Annotated in this window: 20 protein-coding genes and 2 riboswitches; of the genes, 10 read left to right on the top strand and 10 right to left on the bottom strand. The window is 75.7% G+C overall.

What is annotated here, in order from left to right; all coding sequences use genetic code 11:
- The 6 genes from HGCM_RS16875 to HGCM_RS04660 all read left to right on the top strand — a co-directional run.
- A partial coding sequence (locus tag HGCM_RS16875; protein ID WP_019135717.1) for a TetR/AcrR family transcriptional regulator occupies positions 1 to 809 on the top strand: 809 nt, incomplete at its 5' end.
- Positions 810 to 988: 179 nt separating this feature from the next.
- On the top strand, positions 989 to 1537 hold the full coding sequence (locus tag HGCM_RS04680) for a DNA-3-methyladenine glycosylase I (protein WP_040399426.1): 549 nt from the start codon (positions 989 to 991) through the stop codon (positions 1535 to 1537).
- A 108-nt stretch (positions 1538 to 1645) separates the two neighbouring features.
- Positions 1646 to 1864, top strand: a complete 219-nt coding sequence (locus HGCM_RS04675) for a hypothetical protein (protein WP_147572666.1) — start codon at positions 1646 to 1648, stop codon at positions 1862 to 1864.
- Between the two features lie 163 nt (positions 1865 to 2027).
- Positions 2028 to 2121: riboswitch (SAM riboswitch) on the top strand.
- Between the two features lie 13 nt (positions 2122 to 2134).
- A complete protein-coding gene (locus HGCM_RS04670) occupies positions 2135 to 3196 on the top strand; it encodes a methylenetetrahydrofolate reductase (RefSeq protein ID WP_019135714.1) in 1062 nt (353 codons plus the stop codon).
- Positions 3197 to 3266: 70 nt separating this feature from the next.
- A complete protein-coding gene (gene metE / locus HGCM_RS04665; protein ID WP_019135713.1) occupies positions 3267 to 5603 on the top strand; it encodes a 5-methyltetrahydropteroyltriglutamate--homocysteine S-methyltransferase in 2337 nt (778 codons plus the stop codon).
- 92 nt (positions 5604 to 5695) lie between these two features.
- Positions 5696 to 6829 carry a MalY/PatB family protein gene (locus HGCM_RS04660; RefSeq protein ID WP_019135712.1) on the top strand — a complete coding sequence of 378 codons (1134 nt, stop codon included), beginning with the start codon at positions 5696 to 5698 and terminating at the stop codon, positions 6827 to 6829.
- 24 nt (positions 6830 to 6853) lie between these two features.
- On the opposite strand, the gene HGCM_RS04655 is transcribed toward HGCM_RS04660, so the two are convergent.
- From HGCM_RS04655 to gcvP, 5 genes are all read right to left on the bottom strand, one after another.
- Complete coding sequence (locus tag HGCM_RS04655; RefSeq protein ID WP_026075262.1) at positions 6854 to 7291, bottom strand: (deoxy)nucleoside triphosphate pyrophosphohydrolase; 438 nt, start codon at positions 7289 to 7291, stop codon at positions 6854 to 6856.
- Positions 7292 to 7495: 204 nt separating this feature from the next.
- Positions 7496 to 7729 carry a helix-turn-helix domain-containing protein gene (locus tag HGCM_RS04650; RefSeq protein WP_019135710.1) on the bottom strand — a complete coding sequence of 78 codons (234 nt, stop codon included), beginning with the start codon at positions 7727 to 7729 and terminating at the stop codon, positions 7496 to 7498.
- A gap of 269 nt (positions 7730 to 7998) precedes the next feature.
- A complete protein-coding gene (gene gcvH, locus HGCM_RS04645) occupies positions 7999 to 8370 on the bottom strand; it encodes a glycine cleavage system protein GcvH (protein WP_019135709.1) in 372 nt (123 codons plus the stop codon).
- A 39-nt stretch (positions 8371 to 8409) separates the two neighbouring features.
- Entirely contained in the window at positions 8410 to 9573 is a 1164-nt protein-coding gene (gcvT, locus tag HGCM_RS04640; RefSeq protein WP_019135708.1) for a glycine cleavage system aminomethyltransferase GcvT, read from the bottom strand.
- A 70-nt stretch (positions 9574 to 9643) separates the two neighbouring features.
- The gene (gene gcvP, locus HGCM_RS04635) at positions 9644 to 12529 is read right to left on the bottom strand and encodes an aminomethyl-transferring glycine dehydrogenase (RefSeq protein ID WP_246119486.1); all 2886 of its coding nucleotides are present in this window, start codon (positions 12527 to 12529) and stop codon (positions 9644 to 9646) included.
- Positions 12530 to 12867: 338 nt separating this feature from the next.
- Positions 12868 to 12956: riboswitch (glycine riboswitch) on the bottom strand.
- A gap of 134 nt (positions 12957 to 13090) precedes the next feature.
- Between gcvP and HGCM_RS04630 the strand changes: the two genes are divergently transcribed.
- The 3 genes from HGCM_RS04630 to moaA are packed head-to-tail and all read left to right on the top strand — an operon-like array spanning position 13091 to position 15059.
- Positions 13091 to 13591, top strand: a complete 501-nt coding sequence (locus HGCM_RS04630) for a MogA/MoaB family molybdenum cofactor biosynthesis protein (protein WP_019135706.1) — start codon at positions 13091 to 13093, stop codon at positions 13589 to 13591.
- Positions 13588 to 14007: a molybdenum cofactor biosynthesis protein MoaE gene (locus tag HGCM_RS04625; RefSeq protein ID WP_019135705.1), complete on the top strand. Its 420-nt coding sequence runs from the start codon at positions 13588 to 13590 to the stop codon at positions 14005 to 14007. The genes HGCM_RS04630 and HGCM_RS04625 overlap by 4 nt, the downstream gene beginning before the upstream one ends.
- A complete protein-coding gene (gene moaA / locus HGCM_RS04620; RefSeq protein ID WP_019135704.1) occupies positions 14004 to 15059 on the top strand; it encodes a GTP 3',8-cyclase MoaA in 1056 nt (351 codons plus the stop codon). Before HGCM_RS04625 ends, moaA begins: the two co-directional genes overlap by 4 nt.
- Before the next feature lie 22 nt (positions 15060 to 15081).
- On the opposite strand, the gene HGCM_RS04615 is transcribed toward moaA, so the two are convergent.
- Complete coding sequence (locus HGCM_RS04615) at positions 15082 to 15552, bottom strand: MarR family winged helix-turn-helix transcriptional regulator (RefSeq protein ID WP_019135703.1); 471 nt, start codon at positions 15550 to 15552, stop codon at positions 15082 to 15084.
- A gap of 83 nt (positions 15553 to 15635) precedes the next feature.
- Between HGCM_RS04615 and HGCM_RS04610 the strand changes: the two genes are divergently transcribed.
- Positions 15636 to 16496 (top strand): alpha/beta hydrolase, encoded by an 861-nt coding sequence (locus HGCM_RS04610; RefSeq protein WP_019135702.1) that lies wholly within the window; start codon positions 15636 to 15638, stop codon positions 16494 to 16496.
- Between the two features lie 9 nt (positions 16497 to 16505).
- Here HGCM_RS04610 and HGCM_RS04605 read toward each other — a convergent pair whose 3' ends face one another.
- The 4 genes from HGCM_RS04605 to HGCM_RS16870 all read right to left on the bottom strand — a co-directional run.
- Complete coding sequence (locus tag HGCM_RS04605; RefSeq protein WP_019135701.1) at positions 16506 to 18662, bottom strand: hypothetical protein; 2157 nt, start codon at positions 18660 to 18662, stop codon at positions 16506 to 16508.
- Between the two features lie 4 nt (positions 18663 to 18666).
- On the bottom strand, positions 18667 to 18903 hold the full coding sequence (locus tag HGCM_RS04600) for a MoaD/ThiS family protein (RefSeq protein ID WP_019135700.1): 237 nt from the start codon (positions 18901 to 18903) through the stop codon (positions 18667 to 18669).
- An 82-nt stretch (positions 18904 to 18985) separates the two neighbouring features.
- Positions 18986 to 19465 (bottom strand): cyclic pyranopterin monophosphate synthase MoaC, encoded by a 480-nt coding sequence (gene moaC / locus HGCM_RS04595; protein WP_019135699.1) that lies wholly within the window; start codon positions 19463 to 19465, stop codon positions 18986 to 18988.
- Positions 19462 to 20421 (bottom strand): molybdopterin molybdotransferase MoeA (locus HGCM_RS16870; protein ID WP_019135698.1); only part of this gene is annotated, 960 nt, incomplete at its 5' end. The genes HGCM_RS16870 and moaC, both read right to left, overlap by 4 nt.

The following is a 20421-nucleotide window of genomic DNA, read 5'->3' as shown; positions in this document are numbered from 1 at the left end:
GCGAGGCCGTCCGCGCGCGGCGCCAGGCCGAGCGGGCCGAGGGCGTCGAGGACGCCGCGCCCGACCTGCAGGACCTGCCGGCGGACATCGCCGTCCTGTGGCGCCCGCCGGCCGCTCCGCGACGCGGCCCGCGCCCGGGCCTGACGCTCGAGCAGATCGCCGACGCCGCGATCGACCTGGCCGACGGCGAGGGGCTGGACGCCGTGTCGATGGCGCGGCTCGCCGAGTCGCTCGGGTTCACGACGATGTCGCTCTACCGCTACGTCTCGTCGAAGGACGAGGTGCTCATGCTCATGTCCGACCGGGCGGCGGGCCGGCCCCCGGCGGTGGGCCCGGACGTCGGCGACTGGCGCGCCCGGCTGGAGCTGCTGCTGGGCCTCATGCAGCCCGTCCTGGCGGCGCACCCGTGGATGAGCCGCACGACCTCGGTGCTGTTCGCCGTCGGTCCGAACCGGCTCGCCTGGATGGAGGCGATGGTCGCCGCCCTCGACGGCCTGCCCCTGAGCGAGCGCGAGAAGCTCGAGGTCACCGGCGCGCTCAGCTCGCACCAGCTCGAGTGGGCGCGACTGGTCGAGGCGAACGCCGCACGCCGGCGGGCCGTCGCGGAGCAGGACGGTGGCGAGCAGGTGGACCCGAACGCGGTCATCGGCCGCCTCGTCACGGCGCAGTCGCACCCGGCCATCGCGAGGGCGGTCGCGGCCGGCGTCTTCGACGAGCCGGGCGACGCCCCGGCGGAGGACGAGCTGGACCTCGGGACGCGGCTGATCCTCGACGGGCTGGCGTCGCTCCTCGCGGGCCGGACGCACTGACGCCACGAGCCGCCCACAGGCCGGCGGTGCGGGCCGCACGTCCCCCGGGAGCGGGCGGGCGGTGCCGACGTGTCGGCCGGACGCGCCAGACTCGGGGCATGACGAGCACGGATCCACTCATCGACGCACCGGCCGCACCGGCCGCACCGTCCCCTCCGGACGACGCGCGGCCGGTCGTGATGCCGCGCTGCTTCGGCGACGGCGACCCCCTCTACGAGGCCTATCACGACGACGAGTGGGCGCGGCCCGTGCACGGCGAGCAGCAGCTGTTCGAGCGGCTCGTCCTGGAGGGGTTCCAGTCGGGGCTGTCGTGGATCACGATCCTGCGCAAGCGGCCGGCGTTCCGAGAGGTGTTCGCGGACTTCGACCCCGTGGCCGTGGCGGGGTACGACGAGCACGACGTGGAGCGGCTGCTGCAGGACGCCCGGATCGTGCGCAACCGGCTCAAGATCGAGGCCACGCTGGCCAACGCGCGGGCCCTCGTGGCGCTGCACGAGCAGGGGCGCACGCTCGACGAGGTGCTGTGGTCGCACGCCCCCGCGCCGGGCCGTCCGCGGCCGCGCACCTGGGCGGAGGTGCCGGCCTCCACGCCCGAGTCCAAGGCGCTCGCCCGCGAGCTGAAGTCCCTCGGCTTCCGGTTCGTCGGGCCGACGACCGCGTACGCGGCGATGCAGGCGTGCGGGGTCGTCGACGACCACCTGGCGACCTGCCCGTCGGCGGTCGGCTGAGCGCCTCGGAGCGGCGTGCGGCGCGTGAATCCGGGCGATTCGCCCGTTCGGGTCGTCCGGCACGTTTCATCCTCGAAGCGCCGGGCGGTCCGAACTAAGGTGCCCCGCATGGAACAGGCGCCTGACCCGGAGGGCATGCACGACGCCGTCCGCGAGGCGCACGAGGCGCTGCGGGACGACGCCACCCCCGACGCGCGGATCCTGGAGGCCGTGGCCAGCGGCCTGCTCTCCGTGCCGGCCGGGTCGCCCACCGCGTGGTTCGAGGTGCCGACGCAGCGCCCGCCCCGCCCGCAGCAGCACGGCCTCTCGACGCGCCGGCTCGTCTGACCCCTCCGCGCCGGCGCGCCGGCTCGCGTCGGCCGGCCGCACGGACGCGGTCCGACCCCGTCCGACGCCGCAGGTGCGTGCGGTTCCCCGCGCCGGCGCGGGACGGCCCGTCTCAGGTTTCGAGCAGTCTTGCCCACCTGGTGAACATGGATCTACGATCGGCGCACCATCCAGAGCGGCCGAGAGACCTGGCTCCCCGACGCCGCAGCAACCCCCCTCCTCGAGGGTGTGGGTGCTTCCGCCAGGGTCGATGGAGTGCATGATGAACGTGTGCCCGAGCGCACCCGGACGCACGGCGTGAGCGCCGTGACCGCGCCCCCTGCCGTGACCTCCGCCGTCGCGGGCTCCGGCTCGGCCGAGGTGTCCCCGTCCGGTCGCCGGGTCGCTCCCGCCCCGCTCGCGGCGGTCGACCGCCCGACCATCTCGTTCGAGCTGTTCCCCCCGCGCAACCCCGACGCGGCGCCGCGGCTGTGGGAGTCGGTGCGCCGGCTCGAGGACGCCCACCCGGACTTCGTCTCCGTCACCTACGGCGCCTCGGGACGCACGCGCGAGACGTCGCGGGCGCTGGTGCGCCGGCTGCTGCGCGAGACGTCGCTCGACCCGATCGCGCACCTCACCTGCGTGGCCTCCTCGCGCGAGGAGATCGCGACCATCGTGGGCGAGTTCCTCGACGAGGGCGTGCGGTCGTTCCTCGCACTGCGGGGAGACCCGCCGGCCGAGTCCGCCGGGTGGGAGCCCCACCCCGAAGGACTGCACACCGCGAGCGAGCTCGTCGCCCTGCTGCGCCGGATCGAGCGCGAGCGGTGCGCGACCAGCCCTGCCCAGGCGGTGCGGGCCCGGGTGCGGCCCCTGTCCATCGCGGTCGCCGCGTTCCCGCGCGGCAACGCGGCGACGGGCGGCACGCGCGCGCAGGACGTCGCGTCGCTGCTCGCCAAGCAGGAGGCCGGCGCCGACTTCGCGATCACCCAGGTGTTCTACGACGCCGAGGCGTACCTGGGTCTCGTGGCCGAGGCGCGCGAGGCCGGCGTGACGATCCCGATCATCCCGGGGCTCATCCCGTCGACCGATCCCGCCCGGCTGCTGCGCGTGCAGGAGCTCACGGGCGTGCCGGTGCCGCGCGAGCTGCTCGACCTGCTGGGCGCCGCCGACGACGAGGCCGAGCGCCACCGCCGGGGCGTGCGCGCGGGCGTCGACCTCATCAAGGGCCTGCTCGACGGCGGCGCCCCCGGCGTCCACCTCTACACGTTCAACAAGCACGACGCCGCGCTCGACCTGCTCGACGGCGCCGACCTCCTGGACGGGCCGCGCCGCGCGGACCGGCCGACGGACTGACCCGGGCGCCCGCGCGGCGTCCGACCTGACCGAGGGCCACCCCTCGCCGTGAGAAGCAACGAGAGGAACCATGACCGACTCGCCCGCCGCGACGTTCCCCACCGGGACCGTCCTCGGCTACCCCCGCATCGGCCCGAACCGTGAGCTCAAGAAGGCCATCGAGGCGTTCTGGGCCGGCCGGTCGTCGGCCGACGAGGTCGAGGCCACCGCCGCCGACCTGCGCCGCCGCACCCGCGCCCGCCTCGCCGAGCTCGGCCTGCCCACCGACGTGCCCGCGATCCCGAGCGCCTTCTCGTTCTACGACCAGGTGCTGGACGCGGCAGCCGTGGTCGGCGCGATCCCCGCCCGCTTCGCCGACCTGGTCGACGAGCGCGGCGGCGTGGACCTCGCCGGCTACTCGACGGTCGCGCGCGGCCGCGGCGACGACCTGCCGCTCGAGATGACGAAGTGGTTCGACACGAACTACCACTACCTGGTCCCGGAGATCGGGCCCTCGACGACGTTCCGCTACGCGAGCGACCGCCCGGTGCGCGAGTTCGCCGAGGGGCTCGCGGACGGCGTGCAGACGCGACCCGTCGTCGTCGGTCCGGTGACGTTCCTCGCGCTCGCCAAGGCCACCGAGGACGCGCCGGAGGGCTTCTCCCCGATCGACCGCCTGCCCGACCTCGTCCCGGTCTACGCCGAGCTGCTGCGCGACCTCGCCGCGGCGGGCGCGACCTGGGTCCAGCTCGACGAGCCGGCGCTCGTCTCCGACTCGATCGCCGTGCCCACCGAGCAGCTGCTCGCCGCCGTCGTCGAGACGTACCGTGCGCTGGCCACCGAGCTCGCGCGCCCCGAGCGGCCGGCGATCCTCGTCGCCGCTCCCTACGGCGACCTCGGCGCCGCGCTGCCGGTACTGGCGTCCACCGACGTCGAGGCCGTCGCGATCGACGCGGTCAAGGGGCAGGTCCCGTCGGAGCCGGTGCCCGGCCTCGAGAGCAAGACCCTCGTCGTCGGCGTGGTGGACGGCCACAACATCTGGCGCGCCGACCTCGACGCGAAGCTCGCCGTCCTCGAGCGGGCCGAGGTGATCGGGGCCGGCGCCGTCGCGGTCGGCACGTCGACCAACCTCTTCCACGTCCCGCACGACGTGGACGTCGAGACGCAGCTCGACCCCACGCTCCGCTCGTGGCTCGCGTTCGCCGACCAGAAGGTCCGCGAGGTGGTCACGCTGGCCGAGGGCATCACCGAGGGGCGCGAGGCGATCCACGAGCAGCTGCTCGAGGCGTCCGACGCGGTGCGCTCGCGCGCCGGTGCCCCCGGCGTCGTCCGCCCGGAGGTGCGCGACCGCCTGGCCGCCCTCGACGCGGACGCGTTCCGCCGCGGCGACTTCGCCGCGCGCAAGGCCGCCCAGGCCGAGCGGCTCGCACTGCCGCCGCTGCCGACGACGACGATCGGCTCGTTCCCGCAGACGCCCGACATCCGCAAGGCGCGCGCCGCCTTCGGCAAGGGCGAGCTGACGGCGGAGCAGTACGAGGACGAGATGAAGGCGGAGATCCGCCGCGTCGTCGAGCTGCAGGAGCGGATCGGGCTGGACGTGCTCGTGCACGGCGAGCCCGAGCGCAACGACATGGTCCAGTACTTCGCGGAGAACCTCGACGGGTTCGCCGTCACGCAGCACGGCTGGGTGCAGTCCTACGGGTCGCGCTGCACGCGTCCGTCGATCCTGTGGGGCGACGTGTCGCGCCCGGCGCCGATCACGGTCGCGTGGTCGCAGTACGCCCAGCAGCAGACGAGCAAGTGGATGAAGGGCATGCTGACGGGCCCGGTGACGATCCTCGCGTGGTCGTTCGTCCGGGACGACCAGCCGCTCGGCGACACCGCCAACCAGGTGGCGCTGGCGCTGCGCGACGAGATCGCCGACCTGGAGGCCGCGGGCATCGCGATCATCCAGGTCGACGAGCCGGCGATCCGCGAGCTGCTCCCGCTGCGCGCCGAGGACCACGCGGCGTACCTCGACTGGTCTGTCGCGGCGTTCCGGCTGGCCACCTCGGGCGTCCGCGAGGACACCCAGGTGCACACGCACCTGTGCTACTCGGAGTTCGGCGAGATCATGGGCGCCATCGACGGCCTCGACGCCGACGTGACGAGCATCGAGGCGGCCCGCTCGAAGATGGAGATCCTCACCGACATCGCCAAGGCGGGGTACCCCCGCGCGGTGGGCCCGGGCGTCTACGACATCCACTCGCCGCGCGTCCCGTCGCAGGACGAGGTCCGCGAGCTGCTCTCGGAGGCGGTCAACACGATCGCCGTCGACCAGCTCTGGGTGAACCCGGACTGCGGCCTCAAGACCCGCCGGTACGAGGAGGTCACCCCCTCGCTCGAGCACATCATCGGGGCGACCCAGGCGGTCCGCGCGACCCTCTGAGCACGCTCTCCCCGACGGGCGCGCACCTGACCGGGTGCGCGCCCGTCGGCGTCCCGGCGCACGGCGGCGCGCACCCGGGATAGCGTCGGGGCGTGAGCCTGTTCGACCTCAGCCTCGACGAGCTGCGTACCCGGACGAGCGTGAAGTGGCGGGCCTACCCGCCGGACGTGCTGCCGCTGTTCGTCGCCGAGATGGACGTGACGCCACCGGACGCGGTGATCGAGGCGGTCCACGACGCGATGCTGCGCGGCGACACCGGGTACGACCACGGCCCTGCGTACGCCGAGGCGTTCGCCGAGCTGGCGGAGCGCCGCTACGGGTGGTCGCCCGACCCGCGCACGATGAGCCCGGTGGCCGACGTGATGACGGGCGTCGCCGAGGTCCTGCGGCTCGTCACCGAGCCCGGCGACGCGGTGGTCGTGACGCCGCCCGTGTACCCGCCGTTCTACGCGTTCGTGGAGCACGCCGACCGCCGCGTGGAGACGGCACCCCTCACGGCCGGGCACCGCCTGGACCTCGCGGCGCTCGAGGCCGCGTTCGAGCGGGCCGCCCGCGCGTCGCGCCGCCCGGCGCTGCTGCTCTGCCAGCCGCACAACCCGACCGGCACGGTGCACACCGCCGAGGAGCTCGCCGCCGTCGGCGAGCTGGCGCACCGGCACGGCGTCGCCGTCGTCGCCGACGAGATCCACGCCCCGCTCGTCCTCACCGGCACGTTCGTCCCCACGACCACCGTCATCCCGGACGCGGTCGCGCTGCACTCGGCGTCCAAGGCGTTCAACCTCGCGGGCCTGCGCGCCGCCGTCGCTGTCCCGGGCCCCGAGGCGGCCGCGACGCTGGCCCGGATGCCGGAGATCGTCGGCCACGGCGTGCAGCACGTGGCCGTCGTCGCGCAGGTCGCGGCGATGCGGGAGGGCGACGCGTGGCTCGACGAGCTGCTGGGAGACCTGCGGGCCAACGCGACCCACCTGCGCGCCCGCCTGGACGAGCAGCTCCCGCAGGCCGGGTGGACGCCGCCCGCCGCGACGTACCTCGCCTGGATCGACCTGCGTGACGTCGTCCCCGACGAGGACCCGTCCCGTCGGCTCGTGAAGGACCACCGCCTGGCGGTCAACCAGGGCACCACGTTCGGCCCGCAGGGCGCCGGCCACGTGCGCCTCAACTACGCGACGTCGACGGCCCTGCTGGACGAGGCGGTCGCCCGCCTCGCGTCGCTCCGGACCCCCTGACCGGCCGACGCGCGGCCGCGGGGCTCAGCGGTGCGAGGCGGCGGTGCCGATGCGCTCGGCGAGCGCCGTGACGATCCGGACGTCGGCGTCGAGCCAGGGGACCTCGTGCCACTGCCCGGTGGGCAGCCAGCGCAGCGCGTCGTGCTCGACGAGGGCCTCGGGCACCCCCTCGTCCACGACCTCCGCGAGCCACAGCCGCATCACGTACCGGTCGGAGAGCCGCCACGCGCCCTCGTCGGGACCCGCCAGCTCCGCACCGAGCCCGATGCGCACGCCCAGCTCCTCGCGGATCTCGCGGTGCAGCGCCTCCTCGGGGGCCTCACCGGGGTCGACCTTCCCGCCGGGGAACTCCCACCGCCCGGCGAGCGAGGCCGGGCGGGCGCGCCGCGCGGCGAGCAGCTCGCGCGGGTCGTCGAGGTCGTCGACGATCGCGGCCGCGACGACGAGCACGGGTGCGGTCATGGTCGAGAGTCTGCCAGCCGCCGGTCGGCGGCCACGGCGCGCGCGCGGCCGTCCAGGGCGCCTGCTTCACCCTGGGCGTCGCGCCGCGCTCGGGCCGGTCGAGGTCGGGCGTGCGTCCCCGACCTGCTCGGCCCTGCGGTCCGGTGTGCGGCCGGACCGGGTGCGGCGCCGTCGTGCCCGACGCCGCGGACGGTGCTGGAGCTGTCAGCGGATGCCGTGCGCCACGGCCCAGGCGACGGCCTCGGCGCGCGTGGAGACGCCGATCTTGCGGTACACGCTGCGGACCTGCGACTTGACGGTGTTGCGGGTCACGAAGAGGCGCGTCGCGATCTCCTCCAGCGTGACGTCCTCGGCCAGCTCGGCCAGGACGACCCGCTCGCGGCGGGTGAGCGACTCGTGAGCGGTGCGGAGCTCACTCGTCTCGAGGATGCTGCTCATGGTGGTCCTCCGGTGGTGCTGCGGGCCCCGGGGTGCGTCCCGGGACCACGGTGGGCTGCGTACCGGATGAGAGGGGGCCCCCGGGGAGTCATGACGGCACTTGGCCGACAATCTTCCCGCGCGACTCCCCCGCCGTCGCCGATCGCGCTGACGTCCACAATGACCGGAACCCGGCCCGCGAGATACACCCGCCCGGTACCGGGCACCGGAAGTCACCCGAACGGGCGAGGCGATCTCACCACGAACGGTGTATCAGCCGCGTTGGTGCATCAACCGGCCGAGAGCGCCGCATACTCCTCCGCGGTGAGGAGCGGGCCGGTCGACGTGACGTCGACCTTGAGCAGCCAGCCGGCGCCGTAGGGCTCGGAGTTGACGAGCGAGGGGTCGTCCACCGCGGCCTGGTTGACCTCGACGACCGTACCGGACACCGGCGAGAACAGCTCGGAGACCGACTTCGTCGACTCGATCTCCCCCACGACCGCGCCCGCCTCGACGGACGACCCGACGGCCGGCAGCTCGAGGTAGACGATGTCGCCGAGCGCCTCGGCCGCCTGGGCGGTGATCCCGACGGTCGACGGGGCGCCGTCCTCGAGCCACTCGTGCTCGGCGGTGTAGTGCAGGGTGGTGGGCAGCTCGCTCATGAGGGCTCCAGGGCTCGGGTGGGACGGCGACGGACGAGGTCAGCGAGGACGACGGTAGAACGGCAGCTCCACGACGCGCACGGGTTCGGCCCGGCCGCGCACGTCGACGGCCAGCTCGGTGCCCGGCGCGCTGACCTCGGGGGTCACGTACGCCATCGCGACGGGGTGGCCCAGCGTCGGGGAGGGCGCGCCGGAGGTCACGGTCCCGACCTGCGGGGCGCCCGCCTCGGACGACGCGAGGACGGCGTACCCGTGTCGGGCGGCGCGGCGGCCGAGGCCCTGCAGCCCGACGAGCACACGCGCGGGCTGGGACTGGGCGCGCGCCTCCAGCGCCGACCGCCCGACGAAGTCCACCGGACGGCCGTCGGCGTCGGTCTTGTCGAGCCGCACGACGCGCCCGAGGCCGGCGTCGTGCGGCGTCGTCGTGCGGTCGAGCTCGTTGCCGTAGAGCGGCATCCCGGCCTCCAGGCGCAGGCTGTCGCGCGCGGAGAGGCCGGCGGGCACCAGGCCGCGGTCCGCGCCGGCGGCCAGCACCGTGCGCCACACGCCCGCGGCCTGCTCGGCCGGCACGAAGAGCTCGAAGCCGTCCTCGCCCGTGTAGCCGGTGCGGGCGACGCGGGCGTGCACGCCGGCGACCGTGCCCGGCACCCAGGCGTAGTACTTGAGCCCGCGCACCGCGTCGACGTCCTCCGGCGCCGTGACGGACGCGACGATCTCCTCGGCCTGCGGGCCCTGCACCGCGATGAGGGCGGTGCCGAGCGAGGCGTCGACGAGCCAGGCGTCGTACGGCTCGATGCGGGCCGTCAGCGCGTCGCGCACGACCTCGACGTTCGAGGCGTTCGCGACGACGAGGAACAGCTCGTCCTCGATGCGGTAGACGACGAGGTCGTCCATGACCCCGCCGTCGGGGGCGCAGATCATCGTGTAGCGGGCGCGGCCGACGGCGAGCGCCGTGAGGTTGCCGACGAGCGCGGCGTCCAGCGCCGCGGCCGCCTGCGGACCGGCGACCTCGAGCTCGCCCATGTGCGAGAGGTCGAACAGCCCGGCGGCGGTCCGCACGGCCTGGTGCTCGGCGATGTCCGACGTGTAGCGCAGCGGCATCTGCCAGCCCGCGAACGACGTCAGCGCGGCGCCGAGCGCGACGTGCTCCTCGTGCAGCGGGGACAGCAGGTCCTCGCTCGTCGACTGGTCGGTGCCGGTCATCGTCGTCCGCCCTTCGTCCTCGTCCCGCTCGGCTCGTCGCCGGTGGTGCTCGTCGTCGTGCCCCGGCCCGTCACGCGTACGCCTCGACGGGCGGGCACGAGCAGACGAGCTGGCGGTCGCCGCGCGCGCCGTCGATGCGGCGCACGGGCGGCCAGTACTTGCCCGCCCGCAGCGACGGCACCGGGAACGCCGCGGCCTCCCGACCGTAGCCGTGCGTCCACTCGTCCCGGCTCACGCTCGCGGCGGTGTGCGGCGCGTGCCGCAGCGGCGAGTCCTCGACCGCCAGGACGCCCTGCTCGACCTGGTCGATCTCGCCCTTGATCGCGACGAGCGCCTCGACGAACCGGTCGAGCTCCGCGAGGTCCTCGCTCTCGGTCGGCTCGACCATGAGCGTGCCCGCGACGGGGAAGCTCAGGGTCGGCGCGTGGAAGCCGTAGTCCATGAGCCGCTTCGCGACGTCCTCCGCGGTGACGCCGGTGCGCTTGGTGATCTCGCGCAGGTCGAGGATGCACTCGTGCGCGACGAGCCCGTCCGGGCCGGTGTAGAGCACCGGGAAGTGCTCGGTCAGGCGCGTGGCCAGGTAGTTGGCCGCGAGCACGGCCGTCTCGGTCGCGAGCCGCAGCCCGGGGCCGCCCATGAGCGCGACGTACGCCCACGAGATCGGCAGGATGCCCGCCGAGCCCCACGGCGCCGCGGAGACCGGCGGCGCGCCGGTCGTCGTCGCCGCGCCCGGGGTCGGGTCGGCCGGCAGGTACGGCGCGAGGTGCGCCGCGACCGCGACCGGGCCGACGCCCGGGCCGCCGCCGCCGTGCGGGATGCAGAACGTCTTGTGCAGGTTGAGGTGGCTCACGTCGCCGCCGAGCTCGCCCGGCCGCGCGAGGCCGACCAGCGCGTTGAGGTTCGCGCCGTCGATGTAGACCTGGCCGCCCGCGTCGTGCACGAGGTCGCACACGTCGCGCACGCCCTCCTCGTAGACGCCGTGCGTCGAGGGGTACGTGATCATGATCGCCGCGACCCGCGGGCCGTGCTGCTCGAGCTTCGCGCGCAGGTCGTCGAGGTCGATCGACCCGTCCGGCGCCGTCGCGACGACGACGACCCGCAGGCCCGCGAGCGCGGCCGACGCGGCGTTCGTGCCGTGGGCGGAGGCGGGGATGAGGCAGACGTCGCGCTCGGGCTGGCCGTTCGCGCGGTGGTAGGCGTGGATCGCCTGCAGGCCGGCGAGCTCGCCCTGCGAGCCCGCGTTGGGCTGGACGGACACCGCGGCGTACCCGGTGATCTCGGCCAGCCACTCCTGCAGCTCGCCGACGAGCTGGGCGTAGCCCTGCACCTGGTCGGCCGGCGCGAACGGGTGGATGCTCGCGAACTCGGGCCAGGAGATGGGCTCCATCTCGACCGTCGCGTTGAGCTTCATCGTGCACGAGCCGAGCGGGATCATCGTCCGGTCGAGCGCGAGGTCCTTGTCCGACAGGCGCCGCAGGTAGCGCAGCATCGCCGTCTCGGAGCGGTGCAGGTGGAAGACCGGGTGCTGCAGGTACGGCGAGGTGCGCCGCGCCCAGGCCGGGAGGGCCGGGTCCGGCGTCTCGTGCGCCGGCGTCCGGATGGCGTCCGGGGGCACGACGACGGCGGCGAACGCCTGGACCACGCGCTCGACGTGCTCCTCGGTCGTCGCCTCGTCGCACGCGACCTGGACGTGGTCCGCGTCCGGGGCCCACAGGTTGACGCCCCGCTCGGCCGCGGCCGCCACGACGGCGCGCGCGCCGCCCGGCAGCGCCACGCGGACCGTGTCGAAGAACGTCGCGTGCTCGACGGTGACGCCCAGCGCGCGCAGGCGGGCGGCGAGCCCGACGGCCCGCTCGTGCACGCGCTCGGCGATGAGGCGCAGCCCGTCCGGGCCGTGGTAGACGGCGTACATCGACGCGACGATGGCCAGCAGCGCCTGCGCGGTGCAGATGTTGCTCGTCGCCTTCTCGCGGCGGATGTGCTGCTCGCGGGTCTGCAGCGCGAGCCGGTAGGCCGGCGCGCCGTCGGCGTCGATCGACACCCCGACGAGCCTCCCCGGCAGCGTCCGCTCCAGGCCGGTGCGCACCGCCATGAACGCCGCGTGCGGACCGCCGCCGAACAGCGGCACGCCGAAGCGCTGCGCGGAGCCCACCGCGACGTCGGCGCCGAGCTCGCCCGGCGAGGTCAGCAGCGTCAGCGCCAGCAGGTCCGCCGCGACGGTGACCGTCGCCCCCCGCTCCTTCGCCTGCGCGACGAGCGGCGCGAGGTCCCGCACCACGCCGGACGCGCCGACCTGCTGCAGGACGACGCCGATGAGGTCGCCCTCGACCTCCGGCAGGCCGTCGCTCAGGTCCGCGACGACGACCGGCAGGCCGACCGCCTCGGCGCGGCCCAGCGTGACGGCGACGGACTGCGCGAACAGCTCGGAGTCGAGGACGACGGTGCCCGCCCTGCCCTTCTGCGCGCGCCACATGAGCGCGACCGCCTCGGCCACGGCGGTGGCCTCGTCGAGCAGCGACGCGTTCGCGACGTCCAGCCCCGTGAGGTCGGAGACCATCGTCTGGAAGTTCAGCAGCGCCTCGAGGCGGCCCTGCGAGATCTCCGGCTGGTACGGGGTGTACGCGGTGTACCAGGCGGGCGACTCGAGCACGTTGCGGCGGATCACCGGCGGCGTGACGGTGTCGGAGTAGCCCTGCCCGATCATCTGCGTCATCACGCGGTTGCGGCCCGCGATCGTGCGCAGCGCCGCGAGCACCTGCTCCTCGGAGCGGGCGGCCGGCAGGTCGAGCGGGCGGCCCGTCCGGATCGAGGCGGGCACGGCGGCGTCGATGAGCGCGTCGAGGCTCTCGTAGCCGACCGCCTCCAGCATCGCGTCCACCTCGCGGCCGCGCGGGCCCACGTGCCGGTCGACGAACGCGGTCGCGGCCGGCGTGTGCTCGACGGCGGTCAGCGCCACCGCCTGGTCCGGGGCGTGCGCCGCGTCGGCGGCGTGCGGGATGGCCGCGATGCCGGTCGCGTCGGTGAAGGCGGGGTGCGCGCCGTTCGTCGCGGGCGAGTCCTTCGGGATCGTCGGCAGGTCGGTCACACGGACTCCTCGCGGTCGGTCGTCCTGGCGGGGCGGGTGGGTGGCTGCACGCGTCCGAGGCCCGGACGGGCAGGCTCCCCGCTCTGTCATCCGCGCACCGGGGCACGCGACCTGAGAGTTTTGCCGGTCCGCCGTGACCCATGAGGTCCGGGGCGCGCCGACTTGCACCGTCGGTGGACCCGGAGGACCGGGCCGCTTTCCAGAGTTGCCTCGCCGCGGCGGTACAGGGGCCTGAGAGATTCCCGGGGAGGGTTGCTCCTTCGGCGCCGCCGTGGGCGGGCTCTCCCGCCGCGGTTCGAGCAGCGTGTGAAGTTGTCGGGCGCTGGGTGCGCCTCGCACAGCCTACCCGTGCCGTTGCCGGGCGTCGGCGTCCGTGGGTCAGGAGCCACGGCGGGCGCTGCCGGCGCGGGCGGCCGCCCGTACGCTGGCCGGGTGGGCATCCCCCGGCGTGCGGTCGTCGTCGTCGTGTCCGACCGCAGCGCGGCCGGGCACCGTCCCGACCTGTCCGGGCCGGCCGCGGCCGAGCGGCTCCTCGAGGCCGGCTGGACGGCGGACGTGCGCGTCGTGCCCGACGGTGCGAGCTCGGTCACCGAGGCGCTGCGGGCGGCGGTCGCCGACTCCCCGCTCGTCGTCACCTGCGGCGGCACCGGTGTCGGTCCCCGCGACGAGACGCCCGAGGGCACCCGCCCGCTGCTGGCCCGGGAGCTGCCGGGCATCGCCGAGGCGCTCCGGCGCGAAGGAGCGCGCACGGTGCCGACGGCCGTGCTCTCACGCGGCCTCGCCGGCGTGACCGCCGGCGGGGCGCTCGTCGTCAACCTGCCGGGGTCGCCGCGCGGCGTGGTCCAGGGCCTCGAGCTCGTCCTCCCGCTCGTGGACCACGTGCTCGACCAGGTCCGCGGCGGCGACCACGCACCCGCGCAGGCGCACGCATGACCGTCGTCGCACGGCTCGACGCGGCACCGCTCGACCTGGGGTTCCACGTGGAACAGGTCAGCGGCCCGCGCGCGGGAGCGGTCGCGACGTTCGTCGGCACGGTCCGCGACCACGACCCCGCGGTCGAGGGCGCGGTCGTCGCCCTCGAGTACAGCGCCCACCCGGACGCGGCCGAGGTCCTGCGGACGATCGCCGAGAAGGTCGCCGCCGAGCGTGGCGTGCTGGCGGTGGCCGTGAGCCACCGGACCGGCCACCTGCGGGTCGGCGAGCCGGCGATCGTCGCGGCCGTCTCGTCGGAGCACCGCGCCGAGGCGTTCGACGCGTGCCGTGCGCTGGTCGAGGCCGTCAAGGCGGAGCTGCCGGTGTGGAAGCGCGAGATCCTGGCCGACGGCTCGCACGTCTGGGTCGGGCTGTGACGACGACCGCACCGCGCCCGGCGGCGGAGGCTGGGGGGACGCCCTCACGGCTCGTCGACCGGTTCGGGCGCCCGCACCGCGACCTGCGGATCTCGCTCACCGACCGGTGCTCGCTGCGCTGCACGTACTGCATGCCGGCCGACGGCGTGCCGTGGCTGCCGCGCGACGAGCTGCTCAGCACCGACGAGCTCGTCCGCGTCGCCGCCGTCGGCGTGAGCCTCGGCATCACGGAGATCCGGCTCACGGGCGGCGAGCCGCTGCTGCGCCCGGACGTCGTCGACGTCGTCCGCCGGCTCGCCGCGCTCGAGGGCCCGGACGGCCCGCCGGAGCTCTCCCTCACCACCAACGCGCTGCGCCTGCCGCGGCTCGCGGGGCCGCTGCGCGACGCGGGACTGCAGCGCGTGAACGTCAGCCTGGACACGCTCGACCGCGAGCGGTTCGTCGCCCTCACGCGCCGCGACCGGCTCGACGACACGCTCGCCGGGCTCGCCGCCGCCGACGCCGCCGGGCTGTGGCCCGTCAAGGTCAACGCGGTGGCCATGCGCGGCGTCAACGACGACGAGGTCGTCGCGCTCACCCGGTTCGCCGTCGAGCGCGGCTACCAGATGCGGTTCATCGAGCAGATGCCGCTCGACGGCGGGCACACCTGGGACCGCACGGCGATGGTGTCGCAGGCCGAGATCCTCGATCGGCTCTCGGCCGCCTTCACGCTCACCGAGGTGCCGGGGCGCGGCGCGGCGCCCGCCGAGCTGTGGTTCGTCGACGGCGGCCCGGCGACGGTCGGTGTGATCGCGTCGGTCACGGCGCCGTTCTGCTCCGCGTGCGACCGGCTGCGGCTCACCGCGGACGGCCAGCTCCGGGCGTGCCTGTTCGCCCGGACGGAGGTCGACACGCGCGTCGTCCTGCGCGCGGACGACGGCGGCCCCGACGCCACCGACGCGCTGCTGGCCGAGGCGTTCGTGCACTGCCTCGCGGGCAAGAAGGCGGGCCACGACATCGGCGAGCCGGCGTTCGTCCAGCCCGACCGCCCGATGAGCGCGATCGGCGGCTGACGGCCGCCGGCCGGCGGCGGCGTCAGTCGAGCGCCTGCGACGCCCAGCCGGGCTCGCCGACCTGGACGGCGCGGTCCCCGGCGATGGCCGCCAGGTGCTGCTCCAGCCGCGCGAGCTCGTCGGCCCCGAGCCTGCGCGCCCAGTCCGCGCGCAGCTCGTCGAAGATCGCCTCGCCCTGGTGCATGACGTCCCAGCCGCGTGCGGTGACGGTCAGGCGCTTGCGGCGGGCGTCGTGCGGGTCGGGCTCGCGCTCGAGGTAGCCGCGCTCGAGCAGGACGGCGATGGTCTTGGCGGCGGCCTGCTTCGAGACGGCGAGCCGCCGCCCGAGCTCGGAGGCGCTGTCGGCACCGGCGGCGACGGCGCGCATCGCGAAGTCGTGGGCGGGCCGCACGTCGGGGTGGCCGCGTGCCGCGAGCTCCTCCACCACCGTGTCGACGAGCCGGCGGTAGCTGCCGAGCAGGAGCAGGGCGAGGTCGGCACCGGACCGGGACATGCGGCGCAGCCTAACCGTCGACATCGACAACCGCGTTGTCTAGAGTGGGTGGACAACATGGTTGTCGATCCACGGAGACGGACATGACGAGCACCGACCTGCAGCACCGCACGACCCGCCTGCCCGACGCCGAGCTCCACCACGTCACCACCGGCGCGTCCGGCAGCCCGGTGCTGCTCGTGCACGGCTTCCCGGAGACCTGGTGGACGTTCCACCGGCTGCTGCCGCTGCTGGCCACCGAGCACCGCGTCGTCGCGGTCGACCTGCGGGGCTTCGGCGACTCCAGCGCCGCGGGGCCGGAGCACACGAGCGCCGAGAGCGCCGACGACCTGCACCGGCTCGTCGTCGAGCTCGGGCTCGGTCCCGTCCATCTCGTCGGCCAGGACGTCGCCGGCGGCGTGGTCCACCGGGTCGCGACCGAGCACCCCGAGGACGTCCGCAGCCTCACCGCCGTCGAGATGGGCCTGGCGGGGTTCGGGCTCGAGGCGCTCGCCGACGTCACGCACGGCGGCTCCTGGCACATCGGCGCCCTCGCCGCGCCCGGCGTCCCCGAGCTGCTGCTGCCCGGCCGCGAGCGCGCGTTCCTCGCCGCCTGGTTCGCCGGCATGACCGCGGTTCCCGGCGCCGTCACCGACGAGGACCTCGACGAGCTCGTCCGGACCTACGCCCGGCCGGACGCCTGGCGCGGCGCGAGCGGCCTGTACCGCTCGGTGCTCACGGAGGGCGACGAGACGCGCGCCCGCGCCGAGGCGCACCGGCTGACCGTGCCGGTGCTGGCGGTCGGCGGCGGGGGAGGCGCGTTCACGGAGCAGACGATGCGGCAGGTCGCCGACGACGTCACCGCGGTGCAGCTCGACGGGGTCGGGCACCACGTCGCGCTCGAGGCGCCCGAGCGTCTCGCCGAGGCGCTCCTGACGTTCCTGCGGCGGGTCGACGGCGCCTGAGCCGCGCGGTCAGCCCGCGGCGACCGGCAGCTCGAGCAGCGGCCCGCCGAGGTCGCCGTAGCCCTCCTGCGCGACGACGACCTGCGCCGGCCCGGCCGGGTCCGGCGGTGGCGCCAGGACGACCCGCACCCACACCGAGGTGCCGGGCAGCACGGTCGTGCGCAGCCCGACGACCTGCTCGGCCACGCCGCCGCCGGCCCGCGGCCAGCGCAGCAGGATCCGCACCGGGTGCTCGTTCTCCTGCTCGGCGCGCGGCCACGGGCTGGTGCCGGTGTTCGTCACGCGCAGGTCGGCCGACCCGCCCGCGGGCGGCAGCGGCGCGTCGGCGTCGGCGTCGGTGCGCTCGGCGGTCGCCGCGAAGCCCTGCACGCGGCCGGACGGGTCGGCCAGCAGCCGGCCCTCGGCCGCGAGCTCGTCGTGCAGCGCGCCGGGCAGCACCCACAGCGCCTCGTTGCGCTCGCTCGTCGCGACGAGCGTCGCGCCGAGCGACGCGGCGGCGGGCCACTCCCGGCGGGAGATCACCAGGTCGTCGGCCGGGGCCTGCCCGAGCGAGGAGTCGAAGACGTCGACGCGGTGGTCCTCCAGCAGCCAGAACTGGAACAGGTTCTGCCCCGTCCAGTCCGTGCCGGCCACGTCGTACGCGACGGCGTCGACGTCGAGCTGCTCCACCACGCCCACGAGGCCGGGCGCGCGCCCGGTGTCCTGCGACCACTGCCGCAGGTACTGCGTCTGGGCGAGCACGGAGCCGATCGCGAAGAGCACGCCGATCGCGGCCACGACGAGCCTGCGCGCGACCAGCCACCGCCGGACGAGCAGGTACACGACGACGGCGACGGACGACCAGAGCGTCGCGAGGTACCACTGCGGACGCTCGTGGCCGTTCCAGACCCAGCCCAGCAGGGCGGGCACGTTGATCGGCGCCCACCACCCGTGCGGGTCACGACCGGGCAGGACGAGCACCCAGAAGAGCAGCCACGAGCCCACCACGACGCCGACGGCCAGCAGCAGCGCCGAGCGCGGCGGGGTGCGGCGGCGGGCGAGGAGCGCGAGCCCCGCGGTCGCGAGCAGCACCAGGAACGGCTCGATGTACCGGCCGTAGCTGATGATGTCGAGCCGGCTGGCCTCGCGGTCGAGCGGCGCCGACCACGTGAGCACGCTGATCGCGTACGTGACGAGCGTGGCCGCGGCGAGCCACGCGCCCATGCCCACGGACCGCGCGCGCCACTCCCGCCGGCACAGCCGCCAGACCACCCAGGCCCCGAGCACCGGGAGCCCCAGCCACGCCGCTGCTGCGTACCAGACCTGCCCCAGCGCCGACATGAGCGCCTGGGCGAGCTCGCCCGACAGGATGCGGTTGAGCCCCTCCGACTCGCGCCCCGACGCGTCGGCGTAGAGCTGTGCGGCCAGCGCGTGGTGGAACACGTACCCGGCGACGGCGGCGCCGACGGTCACGAGCCCGCCCACGACGGCCGCCCGCCGGCGGTCCCCGCGCGAGAGCCACGCGTCGAGCGCGAACCACGCCACCGTGACGCCGACGACCCCGACCATCCGCCCGTGCGCCACGAACATCGCGGCGGCCCCGAGGCCGAACCACACGGCCCGCCCGACGGTGCGCCGCTCCGCGTACCGCACGCCCAGCAGCAGCGCGGTCGCGACGACGAGCATGAGGAAGTTCTCGATGAGCGCGAAGCCCGAGTACACGGTCCGCCCGGGCGCGACCGCCACGACGCCCGCGACGAGCACCGCGGCGGTCGTCGAGAGGCGCAGCCGGCGCGCGAGGGCGGCCAGCGGCAGGACGAGCAGCGTCGCGCACAGCGCCGAGAGCGTCACGGCCAGCCGGTACGCCTCCGCCGGGTCCGACGTCAGCCACCAGATCGGCACGAGGACGACCGCCCAGAGCGGGTAGTAGCTCATGTGCGCGAGCGCGAGCGGCTCGCCGACGCCCGCGAGCAGCCGGGACGTCGCGAGCGGCCCCATCTCGTCGTCCGTCCAGACCAGCCCGGTGAGGTCGCGGACGGCCACGGCCTGCACGCGCCAGACGACGAGCAGCGTCGCGACGGTGACGAGCACGGGGACGAGCGTGCGGGCCAGCGGCGAACGAGGGCCGTCGGGCTCCGCCTCCGGCGACGGGGCGCGCGTGTGCCGCGGGGCGTCGGTGGTGCTCATCGCGTCAGCCGCCCGCGAACGGCGGCAGGACGTCGAGCGTCGCGCCGTCGGGGACGTCGTCGTCCGGGCCCAGCCGCACGCCGTCGGCGAGCAGCGCGCACCGCTGGAGGATCACGTCCAGCGCGTCGCCGTGGCGCTCGACGAGCCCGGCGCGCACGGTCGCGAGGCGGCCCGCGGGCACGCGCTCCTCGTCCGCGCCGGCGGCCTCGGCGGCGGCGGCGAAGTACCGGACGGTGATCACGTCGCTCCTCGGGCGGTGGCTCGTCGGGGTGCCCGCGAGGGCGCGGACCTCGTCATGGTCGCACGGCCCGCACGCCTGCGGGTCAGTCCTCGCGACGCCACGTGCCGGAGCGCCCGCCCGTCTTCTCCTCGAGCCGGACGTCGGCGATGCGCACGCCCTTGTCCAGGCCCTTCACCATGTCGACGACGGCGAGCGCCGCGACGGAGACGGCCGTGAGCGCCTCCATCTCGACGCCGGTGCGGTCCGCCGTCCGGACGGTCGCCTCGACGCGCACGCCGTCGTCGACGACCTCGACGTCGAGGACCACGCCGTGCACGCCGATGACGTGCGCGAGGGGGAGCAGCTCGGGGGTCCGCTTGGCCGCGGCGATGCCGGCGACCCGCGCCACGGCGAGCACGTCGCCCTTCGGCACCGTGCCGGAGCGCAGCGCGTCCACCACCTCCGGCGCGCACACCACGCGGCCCGACGCGCGCGCGGCACGCACCGTCGGCTGCTTGGCGGTCACGTCGACCATCCGCGCGTGCCCGGCGGCGTCGAGGTGGGTGAAGGGCTGGTCGCTCATCGGGAGACCTCCAGGACGGTCACGGTGTCGCCGGGCTCGACCCGGTCGACCTCGGCGGGGACGACCGCGAGCGCATCGAGCAGCGCGAGGCGGGCGACCAGGTGGGAGCCCGAGCCGCCCGTGCTGGCGGGCGCGACGCGACGAGGGGAGGTCCCCACCCAGCGCACCGGCATCACCTGCGCGCGGCCGGGCGGGGTGCGCCAGCCCTCGTCGACGACCGCCTCGACGGTCGGGCGCTCCGCGTCGGCCAGCCCGCGCATCCGCTGCAGGGCCGGCCGCACGAACAGCTCGAACGTGACGAACGTGCTCACCGGGTTGCCGGGCAGACCGACGAACGGCGTGCCGCCGGGGAGCCGGCCGAGCGCCTGCGGCTTGCCGGGCTGCACGGCGACGGTGACGAGCTCCACGTCGGCGCCGAGGTCGGACCCGACGAGCGCGGCCTTGACCACGTCGTAGGCGCCCATGCTCACGCCACCCGACGTGACCACCGCGTCCACGGCCCCGTCGAGCCCGGCCAGCAGCGCGCGCAGCGCGTCGACGTCGTCGGGGACCGGCCCGAGCCGCACCGGCTCGCCGCCCGCCTCCCGCACCTGCGCGGCGAGCAGCCAGGAGTTGGAGTCGTGCAGCTGCCCGTGCCGCAGCGGGGCGCCCGGCGCGACGAGCTCGTCACCGGTGGAGAGGACGGCCACGCGGGGGCGCCGGTGCGTGCGGACCTCGGCGAGCCCCAGCGCGGCGATCGCGGCGACGTGCCCCGGGCCGACGAGCGTACCGGCCGCCAGGACGAGGTCGCCGGCCGCCGCGTCGGAGCCTGCCCGGCGCACGGACGCGCCCGGCGCGGCGGCGGCCCGCAGCTCGACCGTTGCCGTCCCGCCGTCGGTCTGCTCGACGGGGACGACGGCGTCCGCGCCCGCCGGCACCGGGGCGCCGGTCATGATGCGGGCGGCCGCGGACGCCGT

The sequence above is a fragment of the Cellulomonas massiliensis JC225 genome, assembly GCF_000312005.1.
Lineage (GTDB): Bacteria > Actinomycetota > Actinomycetes > Actinomycetales > Cellulomonadaceae > Cellulomonas > Cellulomonas massiliensis.
Note: the sequence above shows the minus strand (reverse complement) of the source record. Positions and strands in the feature narration are given on the sequence as shown.

Excerpts from the sequence above, each read along its gene's own strand:
- HGCM_RS04680 (WP_040399426.1), top strand. The coding sequence starts at position 989 with ATGCCGCGCTGCTTCGGCGACGGCGACCCCCTCTACGAGGCCTATCAC.
- HGCM_RS04675 (WP_147572666.1), top strand. The coding sequence starts at position 1,646 with ATGGAACAGGCGCCTGACCCGGAGGGCATGCACGACGCCGTCCGCGAG.
- metE (WP_019135713.1), top strand. The coding sequence starts at position 3,267 with ATGACCGACTCGCCCGCCGCGACGTTCCCCACCGGGACCGTCCTCGGC.
- HGCM_RS04655 (WP_026075262.1), bottom strand. The coding sequence starts at position 7,291 with ATGACCGCACCCGTGCTCGTCGTCGCGGCCGCGATCGTCGACGACCTC.
- HGCM_RS04650 (WP_019135710.1), bottom strand. The coding sequence starts at position 7,729 with ATGAGCAGCATCCTCGAGACGAGTGAGCTCCGCACCGCTCACGAGTCG.
- gcvH (WP_019135709.1), bottom strand. The coding sequence starts at position 8,370 with ATGAGCGAGCTGCCCACCACCCTGCACTACACCGCCGAGCACGAGTGG.
- gcvT (WP_019135708.1), bottom strand. The coding sequence starts at position 9,573 with ATGACCGGCACCGACCAGTCGACGAGCGAGGACCTGCTGTCCCCGCTG.
- HGCM_RS04625 (WP_019135705.1), top strand. The coding sequence starts at position 13,588 with ATGACCGTCGTCGCACGGCTCGACGCGGCACCGCTCGACCTGGGGTTC.
- HGCM_RS04615 (WP_019135703.1), bottom strand. The coding sequence starts at position 15,552 with ATGTCCCGGTCCGGTGCCGACCTCGCCCTGCTCCTGCTCGGCAGCTAC.
- HGCM_RS04610 (WP_019135702.1), top strand. The coding sequence starts at position 15,636 with ATGACGAGCACCGACCTGCAGCACCGCACGACCCGCCTGCCCGACGCC.
- HGCM_RS04605 (WP_019135701.1), bottom strand. The coding sequence starts at position 18,662 with ATGAGCACCACCGACGCCCCGCGGCACACGCGCGCCCCGTCGCCGGAG.
- moaC (WP_019135699.1), bottom strand. The coding sequence starts at position 19,465 with ATGAGCGACCAGCCCTTCACCCACCTCGACGCCGCCGGGCACGCGCGG.